17 protein-coding genes are annotated in these 22,891 nt (G+C 44.7%); 11 read left to right on the plus strand and 6 right to left on the minus strand.

Annotated elements, in window-relative coordinates; all coding sequences use genetic code 11:
* The first annotated feature begins 51 nt into the window (after positions 1–51).
* From BGK61_RS12145 to BGK61_RS12185, 9 genes are all read left to right on the plus strand, one after another.
* Positions 52–1,629 carry a gamma-glutamyltransferase family protein gene (locus BGK61_RS12145; RefSeq protein ID WP_076026080.1) on the plus strand — a complete coding sequence of 526 codons (1,578 nt, stop codon included), beginning with the start codon at positions 52–54 and terminating at the stop codon, positions 1,627–1,629.
* A 72-nt stretch (positions 1,630–1,701) separates the two neighbouring features.
* Positions 1,702–2,520, plus strand: coding sequence for a sulfite exporter TauE/SafE family protein (locus BGK61_RS12150; RefSeq protein ID WP_076012943.1), 819 nt, complete (start codon positions 1,702–1,704; stop codon positions 2,518–2,520).
* A gap of 10 nt (positions 2,521–2,530) precedes the next feature.
* Complete coding sequence (locus BGK61_RS12155; protein WP_076012942.1) at positions 2,531–3,799, plus strand: pyridoxal-phosphate-dependent aminotransferase family protein; 1,269 nt, start codon at positions 2,531–2,533, stop codon at positions 3,797–3,799.
* Entirely contained in the window at positions 3,792–5,036 is a 1,245-nt protein-coding gene (locus BGK61_RS12160) for an allantoate amidohydrolase (protein ID WP_076026081.1), read from the plus strand. The genes BGK61_RS12155 and BGK61_RS12160 overlap by 8 nt, the downstream gene beginning before the upstream one ends.
* Positions 5,037–5,072: 36 nt before the next feature.
* A complete protein-coding gene (locus BGK61_RS12165; RefSeq protein ID WP_014976207.1) occupies positions 5,073–5,438 on the plus strand; it encodes an AraC family ligand binding domain-containing protein in 366 nt (121 codons plus the stop codon).
* A 216-nt stretch (positions 5,439–5,654) separates the two neighbouring features.
* A complete protein-coding gene (locus tag BGK61_RS12170; protein WP_076012312.1) occupies positions 5,655–7,103 on the plus strand; it encodes an adenosine deaminase family protein in 1,449 nt (482 codons plus the stop codon).
* A 21-nt stretch (positions 7,104–7,124) separates the two neighbouring features.
* On the plus strand, positions 7,125–8,702 hold the full coding sequence (locus tag BGK61_RS12175) for a uracil-xanthine permease family protein (protein ID WP_076012311.1): 1,578 nt from the start codon (positions 7,125–7,127) through the stop codon (positions 8,700–8,702).
* A gap of 241 nt (positions 8,703–8,943) precedes the next feature.
* On the plus strand, positions 8,944–11,379 hold the full coding sequence (locus tag BGK61_RS12180; protein ID WP_076012310.1) for a TonB-dependent siderophore receptor: 2,436 nt from the start codon (positions 8,944–8,946) through the stop codon (positions 11,377–11,379).
* 131 nt (positions 11,380–11,510) lie between these two features.
* Positions 11,511–12,647, plus strand: coding sequence for a purine nucleoside permease (locus BGK61_RS12185; RefSeq protein WP_076012309.1), 1,137 nt, complete (start codon positions 11,511–11,513; stop codon positions 12,645–12,647).
* A gap of 69 nt (positions 12,648–12,716) precedes the next feature.
* Here BGK61_RS12185 and BGK61_RS12190 read toward each other — a convergent pair whose 3' ends face one another.
* From BGK61_RS12190 to BGK61_RS12200, 3 genes are all read right to left on the minus strand, one after another.
* A complete protein-coding gene (locus BGK61_RS12190) occupies positions 12,717–14,720 on the minus strand; it encodes a hybrid sensor histidine kinase/response regulator (RefSeq protein ID WP_076012308.1) in 2,004 nt (667 codons plus the stop codon).
* A 233-nt stretch (positions 14,721–14,953) separates the two neighbouring features.
* Positions 14,954–15,874 carry a diguanylate cyclase gene (locus tag BGK61_RS12195; protein WP_076012307.1) on the minus strand — a complete coding sequence of 307 codons (921 nt, stop codon included), beginning with the start codon at positions 15,872–15,874 and terminating at the stop codon, positions 14,954–14,956.
* A 221-nt stretch (positions 15,875–16,095) separates the two neighbouring features.
* Positions 16,096–18,201, minus strand: a complete 2,106-nt coding sequence (locus tag BGK61_RS12200; RefSeq protein WP_076012306.1) for a two-component system response regulator — start codon at positions 18,199–18,201, stop codon at positions 16,096–16,098.
* A 185-nt stretch (positions 18,202–18,386) separates the two neighbouring features.
* Here BGK61_RS12200 and BGK61_RS12205 point away from each other — a divergent pair, with 185 nt between their 5' ends.
* Positions 18,387–18,749 (plus strand): Hpt domain-containing protein, encoded by a 363-nt coding sequence (locus BGK61_RS12205; RefSeq protein WP_014998030.1) that lies wholly within the window; start codon positions 18,387–18,389, stop codon positions 18,747–18,749.
* 91 nt (positions 18,750–18,840) lie between these two features.
* Here BGK61_RS12205 and BGK61_RS12210 read toward each other — a convergent pair whose 3' ends face one another.
* Complete coding sequence (locus tag BGK61_RS12210) at positions 18,841–19,839, minus strand: adenosine deaminase (RefSeq protein ID WP_014998029.1); 999 nt, start codon at positions 19,837–19,839, stop codon at positions 18,841–18,843.
* Between the two features lie 318 nt (positions 19,840–20,157).
* Between BGK61_RS12210 and BGK61_RS12215 the strand changes: the two genes are divergently transcribed.
* Positions 20,158–21,489, plus strand: a complete 1,332-nt coding sequence (locus BGK61_RS12215; protein ID WP_014998028.1) for an NCS2 family permease — start codon at positions 20,158–20,160, stop codon at positions 21,487–21,489.
* A gap of 115 nt (positions 21,490–21,604) precedes the next feature.
* On the opposite strand, the gene BGK61_RS12220 is transcribed toward BGK61_RS12215, so the two are convergent.
* Together BGK61_RS12220 and puuE are read right to left on the minus strand one after the other, a co-directional pair.
* A complete protein-coding gene (locus BGK61_RS12220; protein WP_076012305.1) occupies positions 21,605–21,862 on the minus strand; it encodes a DUF3862 domain-containing protein in 258 nt (85 codons plus the stop codon).
* Positions 21,863–21,961: 99 nt separating this feature from the next.
* The gene (puuE, locus tag BGK61_RS12225; RefSeq protein WP_076012304.1) at positions 21,962–22,891 is read right to left on the minus strand and encodes an allantoinase PuuE; all 930 of its coding nucleotides are present in this window, start codon (positions 22,889–22,891) and stop codon (positions 21,962–21,964) included.

Raw genomic sequence — 22,891 nt, forward strand, 5'->3', positions numbered from 1 at the left:
GTTTGGGCTTGACTTGACTGCGCGATTGCCGAGTTTTTGAAGGAATTAAAAATGAGTGAAAAACCAAATATAGCGTTTACCGCCCCTCACTTTGCAGCATCGCAAGTGGGCTTAAACATACTAGAAAAAGGCGGCACAGCTATAGAAGCTATGGTAGCTGCGGCGGCCTCTATCGCGGTTGAATATCCGCACATGAATGGCATGGGCGGTGATGGATTTTGGCTAATCAGTGAGCCTGGTAAAAAGCCGATTGGCATTGATGCATCTGGTGTAGCAGCAAAAGGTGCAACGCCTTCTTTCTACGAGGGTAGCGATGCCATACCGAGTCGAGGCGGAAAGTCTGCATTAACCATGGCAGGTGCTGTTGCCGGTTGGCAAGCCGCGCTTGAAATAAGCCACAAGTGGCAAAGCGGTTTACCGTTAACTACGTTGTTCGATACTGCTATTAGCCAAGCTAACTGGGGGATTGAAGTTACTCAAAGTTTGGTTGATGCCAGCAACAAAACCTTTGACGAGCTAAGTGCGGATGAAAACTTCGCTCAGTTTTTGATTAAGGGGAAAGCCCTTAAAAAAGGTAAAATTTTAAAGCTAACAAAGCTCTCTGAAACTTTGAAGCATTTAGCAGAAAAAGGATTAGATGATTTTTACCACGGTGAGTTAGCGTCACAGCTGGCCGAAGATTTAGAGGCAGCCGGCTCCCCTATTCGTCTTGAAGATTTCAATAATTACAAAGCGACAATTGTTGAGCCATTGTCAGTATCCACCAGCAAAGGCAAGCTTTATAACTTGCCGGCGCCCACACAAGGTGTGGCGTCGCTCATTATTTTAGCCCTGTACGACAAAGTTCAGCATTTAGGCAGCACCGATGCTGACATGGTGCATTTACTTATCGAGTGCACAAAACAAGCTTTTATTGCGCGCAACGCGAACGTTACCGACCCGTCTCGTACGCCCGTTAACTTACAAAGCCTGTTAAGTGATGATGTACTTGATGAAATGGTGAAGAACATTTCTTTAGATAAAGCACTTCCTTGGCCCCATGAAGCCAAGCACGGCGATACTATTTGGATGGGTTGCTGCGACTCTGAAGGTCGAATGGTGAGCTATATACAGTCGCTATATTGGGAGTTCGGCTCAGGCGTAGTGAGCCCGCAAACAGGCATTGTGTGGAATAACCGTGGCACTTCGTTTTCACTCGATCCAAACAGTAACCAATATTTGGCGCCAGGCTTAAAACCATTTCACACACTTAACCCCGCTTTCGCTGAGCTTGTTGACGGTCGACGCATGAGCTACGGCACCATGGGTGGTGAAGGTCAGCCTCAAACCCAAGCGGCGCTGTTTGCTCGTCATGTGTACCACGGCCAACCTATCGCCAAGGCTATTTCCCTAGGCCGTTGGCTACTTGGTAGAACATGGGGCGATCAAAGTCACAACTTAAAAGCAGAGCGAGATTTAGTTGAGTATGTGGGTGAGAGCTTACTGGCACGGGGCCACGATATGGTGACGGTAGATCCTTGCAACGAACTCATGGGTCATGCTGGTGCAATTATTCGCGACACAGAAGGTACGGTTAGCGGCGCAAGCGACCCAAGAAGTGACGGCAAAGCCTACTTTGGACATCGCTAGTTTATTCCCAGTGGCTAAGACGCAGCACTGAAAAATAGTTAAACCAACAAACGTTAAAGAGAAAGAAATCACATGCAGTTTTTAATGGATAACCTAACGGTTATATTATCGCTAGCAGGAACAGGCGTGTTCGCAGGCATACTAGCAGGAATGCTTGGCGTAGGTGGTGGTATTGTCATCGTGCCGGTACTGTTTTTCTTGTTCCAAGCCCTCGGTGTGTCCCCTGAGAGCGCAATGGTTATAGCCACGGCCACGTCATTGGCAACCATCGTCCCTACTTCAGTAAGCTCTATTCGTGCTCATCACAGTAAGGGCAATGTAGACTTTGCATTGCTAAAAACGTGGGCAGTGTTCATTTTAATTGGCGTGCTTGCCGGAAGCTATGCGGTGACGGCGGTTAACCCGACGTTCCTTACCTTACTGTTTGGCATTATTGCAACCTTGTCTGCCATTAATATGCTTATTGGCAAGAAAGACGCACTATTTAAAGGGCTACCGGGCCGCGCGGGTCAGTCGATTATGGCAACCTGCATTGGGCTATTTAGTTCTATGGTAGGCATTGGTGGCGGTACGTTAACCGTGCCGACTCTCACATTTTGTAACTACCCAGCACACAAAGCGGTGGGCACCGCTGCTGCAGTCGGTTTGATTATTTCGCTTCCAGCGGCGCTTACGCTGCTATTTGTTGGTACCACTCCTGTTGATGCGCCCTTTGCTACGTACGGCTATGTAAACTTGCTGGGGTTTGTCTGCATTGTTCCGCTCACCGTGTTATTTGCGCCTGTCGGAGCAAGCATAGCCAACAAGCTAGACGCTGGCTTACTTAAGAAAATCTTCGCCGTTGTTCTCATCATCACTGGCTTGCGCATGCTAGCGCAAGTGCTTATCTAGGAGTGCCCACATGTCTAAAGAAGCTTCTAACAGAACGTTTGCTCCACTATCGCCGCCGCCTCGCTTGCTAATGGGCCCGGGCCCAATTAACTGCTACCCCCGTGTGTTAGGCGCCATGTCTACCCAGTTAGTAGGTCAATATGACCCTGTAATGACTGGCTACATGAATGAAGTGATGCAACTTTACCGCGATGTTTTCAATACGAAAAACCAGCAAACCTTCTTGGTTGACGGTACGTCGCGCGCTGGAATTGAAGCTGTATTGGTATCGGTAATTGAGCCAGGCGATAAAGTCCTCGTGCCTATCTTCGGGCGTTTTGGGCATTTGCTTGCTGAAATTGCAGAGCGCGCCGACGCTGAAGTTCACACCATTGAAGTGCCGTGGGGCGAAGTGTTTACGCCTGAACAAATTGACAAAGCGATAAAAGACGTAAAACCAAAACTGCTTGCCATTGTTCAAGGGGATACGTCCACTACCATGCTGCAACCGCTTGCAGAAATTGGCGCGATTTGTGAAGCAAACGATGTGTTGTTTTACTGCGATGCAACAGCGTCAATAGGTGGGAATCCGCTAGACGTTGATGCTTGGAAATTAGATGCGGTGTCAGTTGGCCTGCAAAAGTGCTTAGGAGGCCCATCAGGCAGTGCTCCTATTACACTAAGCGACAAGTTTGTCAAAACCGTGCGTACCCGTCACCACGTTGAAGCCGGCATTCGCGATGCTCACCATGAAGCCGCGCGTGGCCCTAAAATTCGTTCTAACTACTTCGACTTGCCCATGATCATGGATTATTGGGGGGAGGAGCGACTAAATCACCACACCGAAGCGGCCAGTATGCTCTATTGCGCCCGTGAATGCGCGCGCCTGCATTTAGAAGAAGGCCAGCAGAACGTGATTGCTCGTCACAAAGTAGCGGGCAACGCGATGCTAGCCGGTATTCAGGCCATGGGACTTGAGCCCTTCGGCGATCTGAAACACAAAATGTACAACGTTGTAGGTGTTCATATTCCCGAGGGTGTTCATGGCGAAGAGGTACGCGAAACCTTACTTCTGCGTTTTAACATTGAAATAGGCACTAGTTTTGGTCCGCTAAAAGGAAAAATTTGGCGCATTGGCACTATGGGCTATAACGCCAGAGAAGATGCCGTGTTACATACCCTCCAGTCCCTTGAAACTGTGCTTCGTATGCAAGGGTTTCCGCTACCTTCTGGTAAAGGTGTAGATGCTGCACTTGGCGTTTATGCTAAGGCTAAAGCGGCGGGAGTGGCGAATGGGTGAATTCGCAGAATTTGCTGAATTAGCTACGCAAGTTATGGCAAGGTGCGAAACATTAGGCACCTTAAGCCAGGACCCAACCTGTTTAGACAGGCGTTATTTGACCGAACAACACAAGCTTGCAAATCAACTCGCCTCAGGGTGGATGATTGAAGCAGGAATGACTACGTGGCAAGACGCCGTTGGCAATATATGGGGGCGCTATACATCAAGCGTGCCCAACGCACCGCGATTAATTCTAGGTAGCCACCTCGACACTGTGCCTAACGGCGGAAAGTACGACGGCATGCTCGGCGTGGTCGCCGCTATTTCGCTGGTCGCTATGTTTGACGGCACGCAAACCAAGTTCCCTTTTCATATCGATATTGTGGGTTTTTGTGATGAAGAAGGCACGCGATTTGGCACCACCCTTTTAGGAAGCCGCGCGCTCACCGGTAAGTGGCAAGAGCAATGGCGTCATCTAAAAGATGAAAATGGCGTGAACTTAGAGCAAGCCATGGCGAACTTCGGCCTTAATTTCGATGCAGTAAACAGTGCCGCTATTTCCCGTACCGACATTTTGGGCTACATAGAGCTCCACATTGAACAAGGCCCTGTTTTAGAGCAAGAAAATCTGCCTGTTGGCGTTGTCAGTGCTATTGCAGGTGCAAAACGTTTTAATTTTTCAGTAGAAGGCATGGCGGGTCACGCTGGCACTGTGCCAATGTCTATGCGACGAGATGCGCTGTGCGCAAGTGCAGAGATGCTATTGGCTGTAGAGAGCATTAGCTTGCAGCGTCCGGGCGTTGTAGCCACGGTAGGTAAAATTGAAAATGCGCCAAACGGCGTTAACGTCATTTCTGGTCGCACACGTTTTTCTCTCGATATCAGAAGCGAAGATGATGAATTGCGAGATTCTGTATTGGCAGAAATATTGCAAAAGTTTGATGCCATTGCGCATGCAAGACAAATAACGCTAACACGGGAGCAAACCCACAGCGCACCTGCGGTGCATTGCGATAGCCAGCTGAAAGAAGCGCTAGTTCGAGGCGTAAAAGAAAGCGGGATTAAGCCAAGAGTACTTGCCTCGGGTGCAGGTCATGACGCTATGGCCATTGCAGATATTTGCCCTGTGGCCATGCTATTCACTCGTTGTAAGGGGGGAATAAGTCACCACCCTGCAGAATCTATTACCATTGATGACGTGGCCGCAAGTTTGTCAGTACTTTATAAAACCATTAGCAAGCTCAAGCATACGTAGTGGTCAAATCAGTAAAGTTTCAATGAAGGGTTAATAATGAAAATAACAAGGATTTACAACGATGAAGCAGGCAAAAGTCACTTTGGCGAAGTTGAGATTGCGCTAAAAGACGGCGGTCCTATCGGCATGCTTTCAGAAAAATTTGGAGCCGATAAGATCATTTTTCGCGAAACGCCTGCAGATTATGATTTTAAGTGGCATCCAGCGCCGGCGCGACAACTCCTTTTCATAATTAAAGGGCGTGCTGAATTTACGGTGTCTAACGGTGAGCGACATGTGTTTGGAGCAGGTGACGTACTATTGCTAGAAGACACAGAAGGCGAAGGCCATTGTTCCCGCGCAATGTACAATGAAGTACGCCACTCAATTTTTGTGACGTTAGATGAAGGCGTAGTCCTATAAAACGACCGTTCGCACTGCTCTGAAAAAATGCGCTAATTTAGCGCATTTTTTTGTTTAGGCACCAAAATGGGGCTTACGAATTGCCTAATTATTTGCTCCTGACCCAAACCCACATAAAAAACACTTTAAAACAACAGCTTAAAAACACGTTACTAAGCAGACCAACTGGTCAACATCTTGCAACCATAGAGCAACTATTGCTAAGAAAAATTGCTCATGTCATTTGTTGTACGAACCCTGTTCATTTTGTCTTTATCCTTTGTTGGTCTTTATTCCGCCGCAAACCCCTTTCCTACTGAAGAAGACGCAAACAATTGGTTTAAGCAATATACCCAGTCATTGACCGACTCACAGACCTATCAACTACTTAAACAGTTTCCAAAAGGCGGTGACTTGCACCATCACTTATCAGGCTCGGCGTACGGCAAATGGTGGTATGAGCTAGCAACTAATCAAGCGCTAAACGGCGGCTATCAGTACTTCACTAAGATAAATCATAGCGAGTGTGACTCGGCGCCGTTGTTTCATACTATTTCTAACACTACCCACTCTAAACTAACGAAATGTGAGCAAAAGCAATATAAAGCACTGAATGCCCTAAGTAACAAAGAGCAAGACGCGTTTATTCATAGTGTTGAACTTGATAAGCCAGAAGAAGGTCGAGAGGAGTTTTTTGAGTTTCACTGGCAGCGTTTAAGCGAGCTTACTCAAAACCCTTATATTACAGCGCAAGTTCTGCTTAGAAACATGCAGCTGTATCAACAAGAAAATGTGCGCTATTTAGAAACGCAAATGAACGTTAGGTTCATGAATCGCGCAGATGGGAGCCGCTTTCCTCCTGCTGAAGCACTTAAAGTTATTACAGACATGCTCGATAGCGAAGCAGCTAAAGCTACTGGTGTCACCGTTCGTTTTCAATATGCCTTGGTTCGTTTTACTGACAACATTGAAGCCCAATTAGACTGGATCTTCAAATTCGTAGACGCCAATAGAAAATGGTATGTAGGGATAAATTTGGTTGGCAGGGAGGATGCTCCCCGAGGTCAACCCACGCGCTTTTTAGCGCCTATAACGAAACTAAGAGCTCAATATCCAGCCATTCGCCTCTCCTTTCATGCAGGTGAATCTGAGCATGCAGATACCAATATTCGCGACACCTTATTGTTAGGCGCAGAGCGAATAGGCCATGGCATTAATCTGCTAAAAGATCCTTCAACGTATTTACTCATGCGCCATAACCGCTATTTGATTGAAACCAATTTAATTTCAAACCTAAAGTTAGAATACATCGATGATTTGAGCGCTCATCCCTTTCCTCAACTTTTAAGAACCGGTGTACCCACTGCACTTTCAACCGACGACAGAGGGATGTGGGATGCCACACTAACCGATGAATATTACCTGGCATTTACCCAGTTCAATCTAAGCTGGAGTGAGCTAGTTACATTAAGTCAAAACAGTATCAAGTACAGCTTTTTACAAGACCAGAAAAAAGATCAGCTACTTACTGAGCTAAACCGAAATCTAACGCAGTTTTTAGCCTTAATAGCGGAAAGCGCTAACCAAATACCATCAGCAAACAGCAAAGTACATCCGCTTAACAGCAACGTGGAACGCTACAGTGATTTCATCTGCGAGTTTGCCGCCTCGGTCTGCGCTAATTAAGGGAATAACAAGGAAATAACCATGTCTTCAAATCACAGCGAACTACTTTACGATTTACATGATAGTCCGGCATTTCTTCCTTCACTTACCGCGGCATTTCAGCATTTGCTTGCAAGCTTCGTCGGTGTCATTACCCCTACTCTCATTGTTACATCAACACTGGGTCTTACTGAATACACGCCTTATCTTATCAGTATGGCTTTGTTTGTAAGCGGCTTAGGAACGGCAATTCAAACAAAGCGTATAGGCCCAGTAGGCAGTGGTTTGGTAGCCATCCAAGGTACCAGTTTTGCGTTTATTAGCGCGTTAATACTGGCAGGAAATCAGGTTAAGGCGGATGGAGGAACACCCGAAGATGTCTTGTCTTTGTTGTTTGGATTAACTATGGCGGGTGCCATGGTCGAAGTGGTGTTTAGTCTGTTTGTACACAAGCTCAAACGTATCATTACGCCATTAACCACAGGAATTGTAATAACCGCTATTGGGCTTAGCTTGATAAACGTAGGCATGACTGATCTTGCGGGCGGTTTTCACGCCGCTGACTTCGCCAGCACAGAAAACTTAGCCGTCGGCCTTGGCGTGTTACTCATTATTGTTTTCTTGAACGCCTCAACAAATCATTGGCTGCGTTTAAGCGCCATCTTTATTGGTATGGCGATTGGCGCAACCTATGTCGGCTTTACCAAAGGGTTAGATTTTAGCGGCCTTGCTTCACTTTCTGTCATAGCAATCCCCACTCCGTTTGCCTTCGGCATTGCCTTTGATATCAATCTCTTTTTACCTATTGCGCTAATTTATTTGTTCAGTGCAATAGAAACGGCCGGCGACTTAACCGCAAATAGCCTTTTCTGTAAGCAGCCTGTGAGCGGTCCGATTTATCTTGCAAGAGTGAAAGGCGGGATTTTGGGCGACGGCGTTAATTCGTTACTTGCTGGCATGTTCAACACCTTTCCAAATACTACATTTGGCCAGAATAACGGGGTTATCCAATTAACCGGCATCGCCAGCCGTAAGGTCGGCTTTTTTGTTGCAGCGCTATTCGTTGTTATTGGGTTCTTCCCCATTGTAGGTGGTGTGCTGCAGGCTATTCCCAAGCCAGTTCTTGGTGGTGCTACTCTGGTTATGTTTGCCATGGTGGCCGTGGGTGGCTTAAAGCTATTAGCCAGCTACGCACTTGATAGGCGCAGTAGTTTGGTGACAGCGTGTGCGCTAGGTATGGCGATTGGTGTAATGATGGTACCAGAAGCCCTTTCTGAATTGCCTTCATGGCTTGAAAATATCTTACTTTCCCCAGTAACCTCGGCCGGCCTCACCGCCGTCATCCTTGATTTAACCTTACCAGGAAAAAAGCCCCTTGCTTCGCCGCTCGCTAATGCACAAAAAGTAGAAAGCAGCACTGGCGTTGCACAGGACAACCCTACTTACGAGCCTATTCACAGCCCAAAGGCAGAAAGTAGCCGTAGGGCAACGAAAGCATCCAATGAAAAAGCCGTTGTAAACCATGAAGTTGTTGGACACTCCGTACACTCGACATCCATTTTAACTATAGACGGACAACCGGGCGTAACCTCTGCTCTTTTTAGTGCAAAAGCTCGCTAAAAATCACCGTAAAAGTGCATGCATTCATGCGATTAAGTTTATTTACATAAAAATAACAATATAAGAACAACATTATATATTTTTATCCATATAATTCAGCAACTTAAGAAGAGGTCAAAAGTTGACCAACTGGACAAGTAGTTGGCACTCATCCTGCTAACTCTCTTGCCAATAATAAAACGCATAAAAAAATGCGTGAATAGAGCCCTAAAAAAGGGCAACTAAAAATAACGAGGAAACCATGAAAAACACTACATTCAATTTATCTCCTCTAGCGAAAGCTTTTGCGATGACTACCGCAGTTGCGCTATCGTCGCAAGCTTTTGCTCAAGAAGAGACAGAAGTTAAAGAAAAAGACGTTGAAAAAATTCAGGTAACAGGATCCCTTGGGAGTCTTCCTGGCCAAGACGTTGAGTCAGTTTTTGGCTTTGGCAAATCTATCCTCGAAACACCTCGCTCAGCGTCCACAATTTCTCAGGAGCAGATGGAGCGCTTCAACGTTTCTGACATCGATGAACTCGTCGCATTCGCACCAGGTACATTCACACAGTCATTCTTTGGTGTTGCGGGCTCACTAGATGTGCGGGGCACACCTGGGGAAACTTACTTCCGCGGTGTTAAGCGCTTAGACAACCCAGGTAACTACCCTACGCCTATTGGCGCGTCCAGCCGAATCGACATCGTTCGTGGCCCAGCATCACCTATTTACGGCCCATCAAAAATTGGTGGTTATCTGAATTTTAATCCCAAGTCTGCTCGTGCGTCATCGGGGCAGTATTTAGATGCACCAACAGGCGCGTTGTCTTACACAACGGGGTCGTGGAACAAAAGCATTTTAACTGCAGAAGTTGGCGGACCGACTAGTGTTGCCGGTAAAGAAATGGGCTATTACATATACGGTGAGCTAGAAAACTCTGACAGTTACTACGACAATACCCAGACTGATCAAACCGTACTTCAAGCATCATTTAATATCGATATAACCGATAACCTTCGCTTTGAATTTGGTGGTATGTACCACGACTACGATGGTAACCAAGTGGCCGGCTGGAACCGATTAACTCAGGAGTTAGTTGACGACGGAACCTATATTACAGGTACGGCTCAACCATTAGATACGGACGGCGACGGTCAAATCAGTCACGAAGAATATGCTGAAGTCGCCGACTTGATTTCACCGTTTATTTTCACGCCAGCTGTCCCATTAGATTCGGTTACAGGCGACTTTTTCGATCCTTTAATGGCATTACAAAACCCAGGTACCACGACCTTAAGTGGTAGCCAAACCTTGGTAGCGCCTGATGACCAACTTGGTAACGAAGCTATAACGCTCTACTTCGACACCATTTATTACACGGATAATTGGGAAATTCGCAACCAGCTTTTTTATGATGCATACGACAACATAAACGAAAATGCTTATGGCTTCTCACAATTCCATGACAGCTGGGTTATAGAAGACAAACTAATTTTTGCGACAGAATATGAGAACGACGGACTATTAGCGCAATTTCAATTTTCTCCATCTGTACGCTATACCGACTTTGAGCACGGCGACGACTTCACTTACGAGTTTTTTAATCGTCGCGACCTAACCATGCCGTCTTCAGCACTCGATCGCCGCCTTTTGTCTACCCGCTCGGGTAAAAACTACGACAACTATGACGTAGGTAATTACTTAGACTTAGGCATTGCTGCAATGACCGATTTAACTTGGGACTGGGGTTTAAACTTAGTACTAGGATTACGATACGACACTATTGATATTGAAAGCACATCACGCACGGATTTACTTCTGGGTGCTACTGGAGATGAAGCACCAGTTTATGCTGAAGAAACCGTAGATGGATGGTCTTGGAACGCAAGTATTTCATATGAATTTGAATTTGGCCTTATTCCTTATATCACTGCAGCAGAGCAAGCTACCCTTGTTGCAGGCCAAGGCGCCGAGATTGGTGTTGGCCAACTCAATCAACCTGGTGGTGGCGGTGCATTCGACTCGTCTGAGCTGATGGAATACGGTATTAAAGGTTCTCTCGTTGACGATACACTCTATTTTGCCCTTTCATTCTTTGAGCAAGAGCGTACCGACTTCAATACTCAGAATACGGTCACCAACAACACAACCAATAACGAAGGCACCGAATTTGAACTTCGTTGGGTAGTCAATGAGAACCTTGTTGTATCTGCTGGCTATACAAATATAGAAGTTATCAACTTAACTGCACTTGCCAATGGAAACCAATTTGGATTCTTAGGTGCTGACGATTTAGTTGCTCTTGATGATCCTTCGTTAATTTTTGGCGGGAACGTAGTAGGTCTTAACCTTGTTGGTGAAGGAGAAACAAATTCAGACGGGCGAAAGGCCGGTATTCCTGAAAATATTTACACGCTGACAGCAACCTATGACTTCCAAAATGGTTATGCTGCCAATGTGAGTATTGTAGATGTGGACGAGGTCGCGTCTGGCTACTCAGCTGCAGTGACACTTCCAGCCTACACGTTAGTCAATGCTGGCTTGTCATATCAGGCAGAAGATTGGTCGTTTAACTTAACCGTTAAAAACTTAACTGACGAGCGTTATTTCCGCTCGAACTTCCCTGATCTATTTGGTAGTCAAATTGTATTACCAGAACTTCCGCGTCACTGGAATGCTAAATTTACTTACTCATTCTAAGTTCGCATAGTCTTTGAGCGTGGTCGTGCTTCATGTGTAGATTGAACGTTCGACATACGCTCTCAGGCCTGTAAGTTTTTTCGATAAGAAGCCCAGTTTGATAATGCTGGGCTCTTTTTTAGGAGTACTAAATACATCTTTCTTTTTATCCACTGCTTAAACAAAAACGGTCTGCCTTTTTCAACGCTTTGCTTATATTGGCTACATTTTTGGGTTGCTGTAGCAGTAGTTATTCAGCCAGTCTAAAGGCCAATGACGCTAAGCCACCGATGAAAGTAAAGGTTGTGGTGGTAAGTATGTTCGAAATTGGCAACGACGAAGGCGACGCGCCTGGTGAATTTCAATTGTGGAAGGCTCGCCAGAAACTCACAACCCAATACCCTTTGCCTCATGGCTTTCACGATATTTACGCCAATCCTGACACAGGTGTCATCGGTATGGTTACGGGAATGGGCATTGCGCGCGCTTCAGCAGCAATAATGGCACTAGGTCTTGATCCTCGCTTTGATTTATCTCAAGCCTATTGGTTGGTCGCAGGGATCGCGGGAGTCGACCCAGCGGATAACACCATTGGAAGTGCAATTTGGACCGATTACGTAGTCGATGGCGACCTAGCACATCAAATTGACGCTAGAGAAATTCCGTCTCAGTGGAGTACGGGTTATTTCCCCCTCTTCACTCACGCGCCCTTTGAAAACGCTGACGTTGTAGACATAAACAACAGCCCAAATGGCGAGGTGTACGCGCTGAACTTACCGTTAGCAAAGTGGGCCTATTCGTTGACAAAAGACACCAAGCTTTTAAACAACGAAGCGATGGATGCATTGAGAGCCAAGTACACCAACTCACCTAATGCTAAAGCACTTCCAAATGTGTCGATGGGTGCGCATTTATCTGCCTCTACCTTTTGGCATGGTGAAAAACTAAATACGTGGGCAAACGATTGGGTGGCCTACTGGACGAAGGGCAAAGGAAATTTTGTCACCTCAGGCATGGAAGACTCAGCCACACTACAAAGCTTAAGCTATTTAGACAATGCCGGCTTAGTAGACAAAGACCGCTTGCTTATCCTTAGAACCGCAAGCAATTTTACCATGCAGCCACCATCGTTGAGTGCAGCGGAGAACCTAAAGTTAGAGAGTTCTGGCGATGGATATGCAGCAATGGGAGCCGCTATAGAAGCCGCCTATAATGTTGGTTCGCAGGTGACAGACTACATTGTAACGCATTGGGAAACCGTAAAGGATAAGCCCCCTACTGCTCATTAAAATGCGCTTCGATTCATATGACAGGCTTTCAGGGGACAATTGACCTATTACGAAAAACAGCTTCCGTCGCTAAACCGTCACTGATTTCGCATTAAGCGCATGACGTACTTGAAGTGTGACATCATTTTGTACTATGGGCTTGGCGAGAAAGTCCGCCATGCCCGCATCGCTACAGTTCGCCTTATCTTCAGGGGTTGTATTGGCCGTTACAGCCACGATACGGCCGTGCTTAGGCAATAACTCTTCCTGAATAATAATCTTAGTCGCGCTTACTCCATCAAGCACTGGCATGGCGCAGTCCATAAAAATGATGTCGTATTTTTTAGCGCGAGCCAATTGAACAGCCACTTCGCCGTTTTCGGCTTCATCAGGAAGGTAGTTAAACTTCTCTAGCATAGACGCTAACACAAAGCGGTTAATATCGTTGTCATCGACGACCAAAACATTCAATGGAACGCTTAACAACTCAGAAGATAGTACAACGTCACACTGCTTTTCTTTATCCAATACCGCCATTTTGACAGGTATAGCAATATCAAAACAGGTTCCTTTACCTAGATTTGATCTTACTTCAAGCTCACCGTCCATTTTACCAACAAGTTGATTGACAATAGATAGCCCCAAGCCGTTACCATTTAGTTCTTCGGAGGCACTGGCAGTGTCATTTTGAAATGGTCTAAAAATACGTGACAGTATTTCATCACTCATGCCTACACCGGTGTCCTCAATCGAGGCAAGCAGAATAGGAACGTCACCTTGGTGTTTTAACGCTACTTGTACCGAAATATAACCTTTGGGCGTAAACTTAACCGCGTTAGAGAGCAGGTTAGTGATGACTTGGCTAATTCTGGCGGCATCACCATTTACATAAGTGTTTTCGTCAAAAGAAAGTACAGCGTAAAGCCTTACACCTTTCTCTGCACATTTAGTTTTAAACACATCCAGAATATCTTCAATTAACGAGCGCGCACAGAAGTCACTATATTTGAGTGAGAATTCGCCATTGATAATCGACGTGTAATCCAGCACATCGTTGATAAGAGACAATAGACGGTCAGCGCTATGCAGCGCCACATCCGCTTTACGCATGCGCACGTTTTCTTTATTTTCAAACTTAATTGCCTGCAGCATGCCGGTTATGCCATTAAGCGGTGTTTTTAGCTCGTGACTAATACGTGATAACAACATACCACGTTCTTTTGACGCAGCTTCAGCTTCTCTTCTTCTTTCTTCCAGTTCAAGTCTAAGTTGCACTGACTTGTTGACGTTTTGGCAAGTGCCGAACAACCTAATACACTTCCCGTGCTTCATTTCGGCCATACCGTGAGTTTCAATCCAAACCGAATTACCTTTGGCTGAAACAAGTTCAAGGGTTGCGCTCCACGGTTCCCCTGTAGCCACTGTATGGGAAACAATGCGATTAATTTCGTCCCTATCAAACCCTTCTTTGTAGAAATTGATAGCCGTTTCTAGCGTGGGGACAAAGTCATCTGACACTTCGTGAATTCGTCGTGTTTGAGAAGACCAGCTAAGAGCATTGGTTGTCAAATCTACTTCCCACGTACCAATATTCGCTACATTTTGTAATTTTTGATAAAGCGTGTTCTGCGTTGTCTCTGTTTTTTCGAGGTGAAACTTTTCAAGCATTACGTCTAAACAATCGTCTAAAAGCGACAATTTATCTAGGTTAATTGACTGATCTGGGCATGCGTTAATAAAGACAAGGCATACTTGTCTGCCATCGAGTGAATGGACACGTCCGCGGATATACTTTTCTGCATTAAAATACGTGGAAAACCATTGTTTAAATGCACTTGAACACTTCGCACTGTTAACGGGAAAACAGTTATCTACTGGGATACAGGTAGAAAAGGACGGAACCGACTTGAAGTTAGGCGCATATGCCGACGAAGCTTTGACTAATATGTTCACCGTCTCTTCATCTAACTGTATAAGAATACCTTGAAACACGCCCAACGAATCACAGCCTCGCTGAACCAAACCGGTTAGCGATGATTTCAACTGATGTTCCAGTTTTACATTCAAACTTGATTGTTCGTCAAAATAGACCATGGATCGCTACCTAAGCGTAAAGACCATAAACGTTTAGCCGACATATTTAGCGATGAAGAAATCACGCCACGGCACCTGAATACTTTAATAATAGCTTGGGATTTAAACGCAGAACATTAAACAATAGGCTAGAAAAACAGTTTTTAAATAGGATTTTACTGCTGTCGGCTAGGCACCAACTATTGTCAGACAAGTTTCTGCCTAACGAGTAACCTTTAAATCGCTATTGTAACCTAGCCTTTAGCTTGATTACGGCCTAATTCTTTGGCTTCAAACAAAGATATATCCGCTTCTTCGATAAGCGCAGCAACATCTTCTTCAACCACATCACAAGCCTTCCAAACAGCAAAACCCGCGCTAATGGATACACGATTTTCTATGCCTTTGCCGTGAGAAATTTTTGCATCAGCAACCGCTTCAACAAGTTGATTGGCAACCAGTTTCGTGCCTTGATAGTCAATATAGGGAAGGATGACTAAAAACTCTTCACCGCCAAATCGTATCACGGCATCTTTAGGGCGTTTAACCGTATCGGATACAATTTGTGCAACTTTTTGAAGGCAAATATCACCTTCTAAGTGACCGTAAGTATCGTTGAAGAGCTTAAAGTAATCGATATCGATCATAATTGCGCCCACCGTACTTTTATCCCTTGCTACTTGCTTAATAAGCAGTGGGATTTCATTGGTCAAGTACATGCGGTTATACAAACCAGTAAGCTGATCATGAAATGTCATCATTTCGAGAAATTCGGTGCGAAGTTTATTCTGAAGGTGAGTTTTGATGCGGTGCGTTAGCGTGGAGGCATTAACAGGCTTCATAACGAAATCCGACGCGCCAACTTCCCAGCACGCATTTTCACTGTCAATATCCATAGTGGAGGTGACAAAAATAACGGGAATATGGTTGGTCTCTGGCGACGCTTTTAATGCAGTGCAAACATCCAGACCGTTGATGTCGGGCATGTTCATGTCTAAAAGCACTAAATCGGGTAGATTTGCCTTGCAGTAGGCAATGGCCTCTTCTCCTGACTCGGCGGTAAAACATGTGAATACCGACTCCAGAATAGACTCAAGCAGCATACGACTCATCTGCTCATCATCTACAATAAGTACGTTGCATTCTTCGTAGGGTTTAATATCTTTTCGATTCATCGGTTACTTATCTTGTTACAACGCCAAGGTGACTCTTCCCGCTTAAGTTGCTTCTACTTTATAATATCAAAGTAATAACAACGCTTTACGCAAGTCTAACACCTCACACCCAAATTTGTACCAAAAAGTCAGCTAGTTTGAATCCGAGAAGGTATCGTTTGAAAGACAAGGTTATAAAGAGAGGTCTATCGATTGGCACTCTACACACCGCCAGGTGAATTTCACGCAACTTGGCAATCATCAATTAACTTTGCGAAAAAATCCGCCATCGATATAGGTCGGCACATAAAGTAGCCTTGTCCTAGGTGACATCCAAGCTCCTTTAACGCATTAAAATGTGACTGGGTTTCTATTCCTTCAGCAACAATGGTTAGCTCTAGGCTTAGTGCTAAATGCACTATCGCCGTTACAATATCGTGAGCTTGTTGCTCTTTATCCATGTCTATTACAAATGAGCGGTCTATTTTAAGTACATTCAGTGGAAATTGACGTAAATAAGAAAGGCTTGAATAGCCTGTTCCAAAATCATCGAGCGCTATTGTAACGCCTAAAGATGTTAAGGCATTTAAAATATCCCGCGTTTGCTCAAAGTCGTGCATTAACGCTGACTCTGTCACTTCTAACTCTATAGACGACGCTTCTATGCCTGCGTCTCTTATGATTTCTTCGACTTCCCTTGCAAAACCAGGGTTTGAAAGCTGTTTGGCAGCTACATTGACTGCCACCTTAAAGTCTTGCCCTTGCGCGTTACATTTAGCTACGAACTCACAGCTTTTCTGTAAAACCTGCTTACCTAGCTGATGTATAAGCCCTGTTTCTTCAGCCAAGGGTATAAATTCGTCAGGGCCAATAACCCCTCCTTGTTCATCAAACATTCTTACTAAGCTTTCTGCACTTAAAACCGCACTATTATTAAAATCATACTTAGGCTGAAGATAAATTGCTAAACTGTTGTTTTCTATGGCTTGTCTAAGTTTGATTTCCATTTCTACGCGATTATGCATTGCATGTTGTAAATCTTTAGAGAAGAAACTAAACGTGTCTTTGCCTTTCGATTTAGAGCGGTACATGGCTGAGTCTGCATGGCGCATCATCTCTTCTGCATTAACAGCGTCTTGTGGATACAAGCTAATCCCAATGCTAAGGCTAAGCTGGTGAGATTTACCGTCAATTTCAATTGGCTCCCTACCCGCCTGCAAACACGCCATAGCAATACTGTCTGCGCTATAGCCCGAACCAATCTCAGTAAGAAGGCACGCAAACTCATCACCACCCACGCGAGCTAGGGTAGCACTTTCACCTACTATATTCGCAAGGCGTTTTGCAATAGACGAAATAATAAAGTCACCTACTTGGTGTCCAAGACTATCATTAAGATATTTAAAATTGTCTATATCGATTAACAGTAGCGCGATGCTCTGCTTAGAGGTAAAACAACGCGTGACTGCCTGTACAATTCTATCGTGCAGTAAAACACGGTTTGGCAAGCCCGTCAGTTGGTCGTGATTGGTCAAATGTGTCATTTTAACAGCCATTTCTATGGCTTCAGACACATCTTGGAAAACAATAACCGCACCTGAAAGCTGGCCATTTTCATCAATGATGGGAGACGCTGTATCTTCTACCCTAAATACTTGATTGTGTCGGCTTACCAATGTGGCGTTGTAGGACATTGCCACAGGACGCATCACCTCCAATGCATAAAGCGCGGGGTTCAACAGCTTTTCATTGGTTGAGGCATCCCTTAAATTCATTACTTCATCAACAGGTTTACCAAGTGCTTCAGCACCACTAAACCCTGTTAACCTTTGCGCCACTGGGTTAATAAAGGTTACATCCCCTGCTGCATTAATGGATATAACGCCATCTGCGATGGAATTAAGCGTAATGGCAAGCTGCTTTTTCTCAGCTTCTAGTTCGTAATTTACCCTCGCGAGCTTCGATTTTTGATCCTGGATAGTGAGGTGATTTCTCACTCTCATTTGGCATAGCTCGATATCGATTGGCTTAGAGATAAAATCAATAGCACCTAACGATAAGGCTTCGCGCTCATTTTGAGGGTCGCTGTGAGAAGTTACAAATATTATTGGAATTGCTGATGTGTCTGGACACGCTTTTAGCTGCTCACATACTTCAAAACCCGAAAGCTCAGGCATGCTTATGTCTAAAACAATCAAATCAGGCTGTTGTGACTTGACCACCGAAAATGCATTCGCACTTTGTGAAACCGTAACAACTTTGGCTAGAGGTTCTACTGCACTCTCCAATAATAAGAGTGTTGTTGGTTCATCATCAATGATGACTACTTTCTGTGTCTCATTATCCATGAGAAATACCACACTATTAAATTTACGACATATTAAGTATCGCCCGAGATACGTAAAAAAAAATTAGTCTTTCGTCTAGGTTTATGTTGTTTAAGTAAAATTGTAATCTAAGCAACTGACGTAGCTGTTTTTTGTTTAGAACAAATATTGTACACTTGACACACAATTTAATTACGGTGGTAGACATGGACACAGCTGACACTAACGAAACGCTTACGAAAGAACAGTTATGGAATCGCGATGCTGCGATAAGCCGGCTGGGCGGAAATGAAGGGCTACTCAACCGTATTGTTGAAATGTTTTTAGGCCAAATAGAGCAAAAGCAACACGCACTTCACGATGCAGCGTCAAAATTAGACATTGAAGCCGTGAGATTCACTAGCCATGCTATGAAAGGGGTTTCAGGTGATGTGGGTGCCGATGCCATTCGAGAAAAAGCTTCATCTATTGAAAATAAAGCCAAGCAAAACGACCTTACCGAAATAGATCAAGACGTTAATGAATTAGACAATATTATTAAGCAAACCGTTGCGGTTATGCAATCTTAAAGAAACGTTAGCTTCTCGCATCAAGCGCAGAAGCTAACCCAGATATTTTACATATCTTGCCTTGTTACACTGAACTTGTATTTCTTCCTGATTAAGCTGAAAGAACCTGATCAACAAGTGCGTCTTTCTGCTCTTGCGGTAAAAAACTTGCCTTAAAGCTATTTGCTACCAACGTGCGAATTATTTTTTCGTCAATACCTAGTGACTCGTGTAACGCTTCGAAGTTGTCATTTAGAAAACCACCAAAATAGGTAGGATCATCCGAATTTACAGTAACCAAAAGCCCAGTATTCAAAAGTTGGACAATATTGTGGTCTTTCATGTCATCAATGACGCAAAGCTTGAGATTGCTCAACGGACAAACGGTAAGTGGAATTTGCCTTTCTCTCAAAAGAGCCATAAGCGCCTCGTCTTCTTGGCAGCGTACACCGTGGTCAATACGATCAACGTCCAATAGCTCGATGGCTTCCCAAATGTAAGATGCCGGTCCTTCTTCTCCAGCATGGGCAACAATTTTAAAACCCAACGCTTTGGCTTTTTTGAATACTCGTTCGAATTTAGACGGCGGATGCCCGAGTTCTGAGCTATCTAACCCTACCGCCGTAATGTGCTCGTAATAAGGCTCAGCAGCAGAAAGCGTATCGAAGGCAGCATCTTCAGGCAGATGACGAAGGAAAGACATGATTAAATAGCTACTGATACCGTATTCATCTTTGGCTTTTTCCATCGCCTTTAGAAAACCCGGCATAAAGACATCAAAACCTATATCTCGTTCTGTGTGGGTTTGCGGGTCAAACATAATTTCTGTGTGGACGATATTGTCCTCGTAGCAACGCGTTAAATATTCCCACATTAGAGCAAAGAAATCATCTTCATCGCGAAGCACACCCGCCCCTGCATAATATAAGTCAAGAAAGCTTTGTAAATCTTCAAAGTTATACGCCGCTTCAATCTCTTCCACGCTAGCATAAGGAAGTGATACACTGTGCTTTTCAGCTAGGCGCCACATGAGTTCAGGCGTTAAGCTACCTTCTATATGCAGATGCAGTTCGGCCTTTGGAATGTTTTTAATTATTGATGACAGCGACATGGCCCCTCACTTATTTGCACCATAACAATGCAATGGCATTTACTTGGTGCGTAATAGTTTATCTTTAATGCTATCTGTAAACGAGTTCTATTGCTCATTTAGGTTTTGTTTGCGGTTTTTTTAACATCATCTATGTTGATTACTAACCGTTTGGCTGGCTTTGTGCTGCCTGGCTAGTGACCTTGAGTCACGCAATGACAATTAGTCATTGTACTGAAAAGTAAGTTAGCACAAAACACACCAACAAGTTGACTAATTGGTCAGTTTATTGCTTTCAACGCACAAAACACACAATGAAATACTAACAGAGAACTCTTGATGTCCAACAATGTAATCGAACGGCTATTTAAGCTGCAGGAACACGGAACAACAGTAAGAACTGAGATCATCGCAGGTCTTACTACGTTCGCAGCCATGTCTTATATACTTGTGGTGAACCCAGGTATTCTAGGGCTAAGTGGCATGCCCGTAGAAGGCTTAATTACAGTGACAGCAATAGCGGCGTGTATTGGCACTTTAATGATGGCGCTAATGACTAACTACCCTATTGCGTTGGCCCCAGGCATGGGCTTGAATGCCTTTTTTGCGTTTACCATTTGCCTTGGCCGTGAAATTCCTTGGGAAGCGGCGCTTGGTATTGTTTTCTGGAACGGCATTCTCTTTTTACTTCTTTCTCTTACTGGAGTTCGTACCAAAATAGCCGAGTCCATACCTCCTTCTCTTAAAATCGGCGTGCAGTGTGGCATAGGTTTGTTCATTGCCTTTATCGGCCTTAAAAACGCAGGGCTAATTGTTGATAATCCGGCAACCTTTGTACAGCTTGGCAACCTTTCTGAGCCAGCGGTAATGCTTGCCCTACTAGGCATTATTTTTACTATCGTTTTGATGGTTAAACGCGTCACAGGCGCTATTTTAATCTCTATTGTAACACTCACACTAATTGGCGCTTTTATTCCTACTGAAAACGGCACTTTAACTGCAACACCTTCTGCTGTTGTAGGCATGCCGGAGTCTATTTCAAACACCTTTATGGCCATGGATTTTTGGTATCCTATTGACCATATTGCTGAAACGTGGGACCTCATTTTCGCACTTATGTTTGTGAATATGTTCGACACCATTGGCACCTTAATCGGCGTATCTCGAAAAGCCAATCTACTTACTCCTGAAGGCAAGCTACCAAAGATAGGTTCAGCCATGACAGCCGATGCATCAGCGAGTATTGCGGGCGCCTTCGTTGGTACGTCTCCGGTAACTAGCTATGTGGAGTCAGCTACGGGCGTATCGGCGGGCGGCAGAACCGGACTTACTGCAGTAGTGGTTTCAGTCTGCTTCTTACTCTCACTGTTTTTAACACCGCTAATGAAAGTTATCCCGCTGATGGCCACCACGCCAGCGCTATTGATGGTAGGTATTTTAATGATGGAATCGATTCGACAGGTTGATTTCGACGACTTAGGTGCGCTAGCCACCGCCTCTGTTGCGCTTATCGCCATGCCGCTTACATTCAGTATTAGCGAAGGCATTGCCCTTGGTTTCATTACCTATGTTGGCATTAAGGTGGGTACGGGTAAATTTAAAGAAGTAACACCGCTCACTTATGCACTGGCGATTATTTTCTTGCTTAGGTATTTACTGGATTTAAAATAATTTAGCAGAGCTAAATTAGGATTTAGCGTACAAACTACATGTTTTAAATACAAAAAAAGGTGGCTTTCAACGCCACCTGTCCTTTTTAAACTAAGCAAGTAAACAGGATATACGTTTACTTCAATCCATCGTAAGTGAAGGTAACAGCTTTATCACCCATGAAAACGATTTTTACGTGCTTACTGTCTTCATTGCCCCATGTACATGCCATGGTGCCCATTGTTTTTCCGCAGTTGTCAGCTGAACCCAGGATTGCTTCAACTTCCGACTGAGACATGCCCATTTCTAATTTATCGTAGTTTTCTTTAGTTAACTTTGAACATGCTGTCAGCGCTAGCGCCCCAAGGGCTATAATGGCTAGTTTTGTTTTCATGGTTTTATCCTTTATTAAGCGAAGGCGATAGTGCCCGATTTGTTTCACTTCGTTTTTTCGCTTTACTCTACTTTAAATATAGTGCGTGTACTGTAAACGCTATGTACGCGGCTTGTCACTATCATCTTTAGGATGAATGTCCAACCAGTGGCGGGCAATTTGCTCTCGTGTCGCTAGCCATACTTTATCGTGAGACTTAACGTACTCGATAAAGCGCTTAAGTGCAGCGAGTCGAGCAGGCCTGCCTATAATACGATTGTGAAGGCCGATAGATAGCATCTTAGGCGCTTCTTCTCCTTCTTCATACAACACGTCAAACGCATCTTTTAAGTAGGTGAAAAACTGTTCCCCACTGTTGAAGCCCTGAGGCGTGGCAAAGCGCATATCATTGGTGTCTAACGTGTACGGCACCATCAATAACGGCTTACTGTAATGGCAATCGTAGTAAGGCAAGTCGTCAGCATAAGAATCGGCGCAATATAAGATATCGTCGCGCTCTGCAATCAACTTCAGCGTATTCGGACTCGTTCTTCCTGTATACCAACCTACAGGTTTACTGCCTGTTAACTGCTCATGAAGAATAATCGCCTCATCAATTTGTTTACGCTCTTGCTCTTCGTCCATGCCTTGATAATGCACCCAGCGCATGGCGTGGCTGGCGATTTCCCAACCTGAATCCATCATGGCTTTTACGGCGTCAGGGTGTCGTTGCATAGCCATAGTGACGCCAAACACAGTAACGGGAATGTCGTATTTATTAAGCAAACGGTGTAAACGCCAAAACCCTGCACGACTGCCGTATTCGTAAATAGACTCCATGCTAAGGTGACGATCTTTATACGCTTGTGCGCCGATAATTTCCGATAGGAATATTTCCGACGCCTCGTCACCATGAAGCACGCAATTTTCACCGCCTTCCTCGTAATTTAATACGAACTGAATCGCGATTTTTGCGTCGCCTGGCCACTTTGCGTGAGGTATATGTTGACCATAACCAATCAGATCACGAGGGTAAACAGACTCTGTCAT

This window comes from Alteromonas abrolhosensis, assembly GCF_001953635.1.
In the GTDB taxonomy this organism is placed as follows: Bacteria; Pseudomonadota; Gammaproteobacteria; order Enterobacterales; family Alteromonadaceae; genus Alteromonas; species Alteromonas abrolhosensis.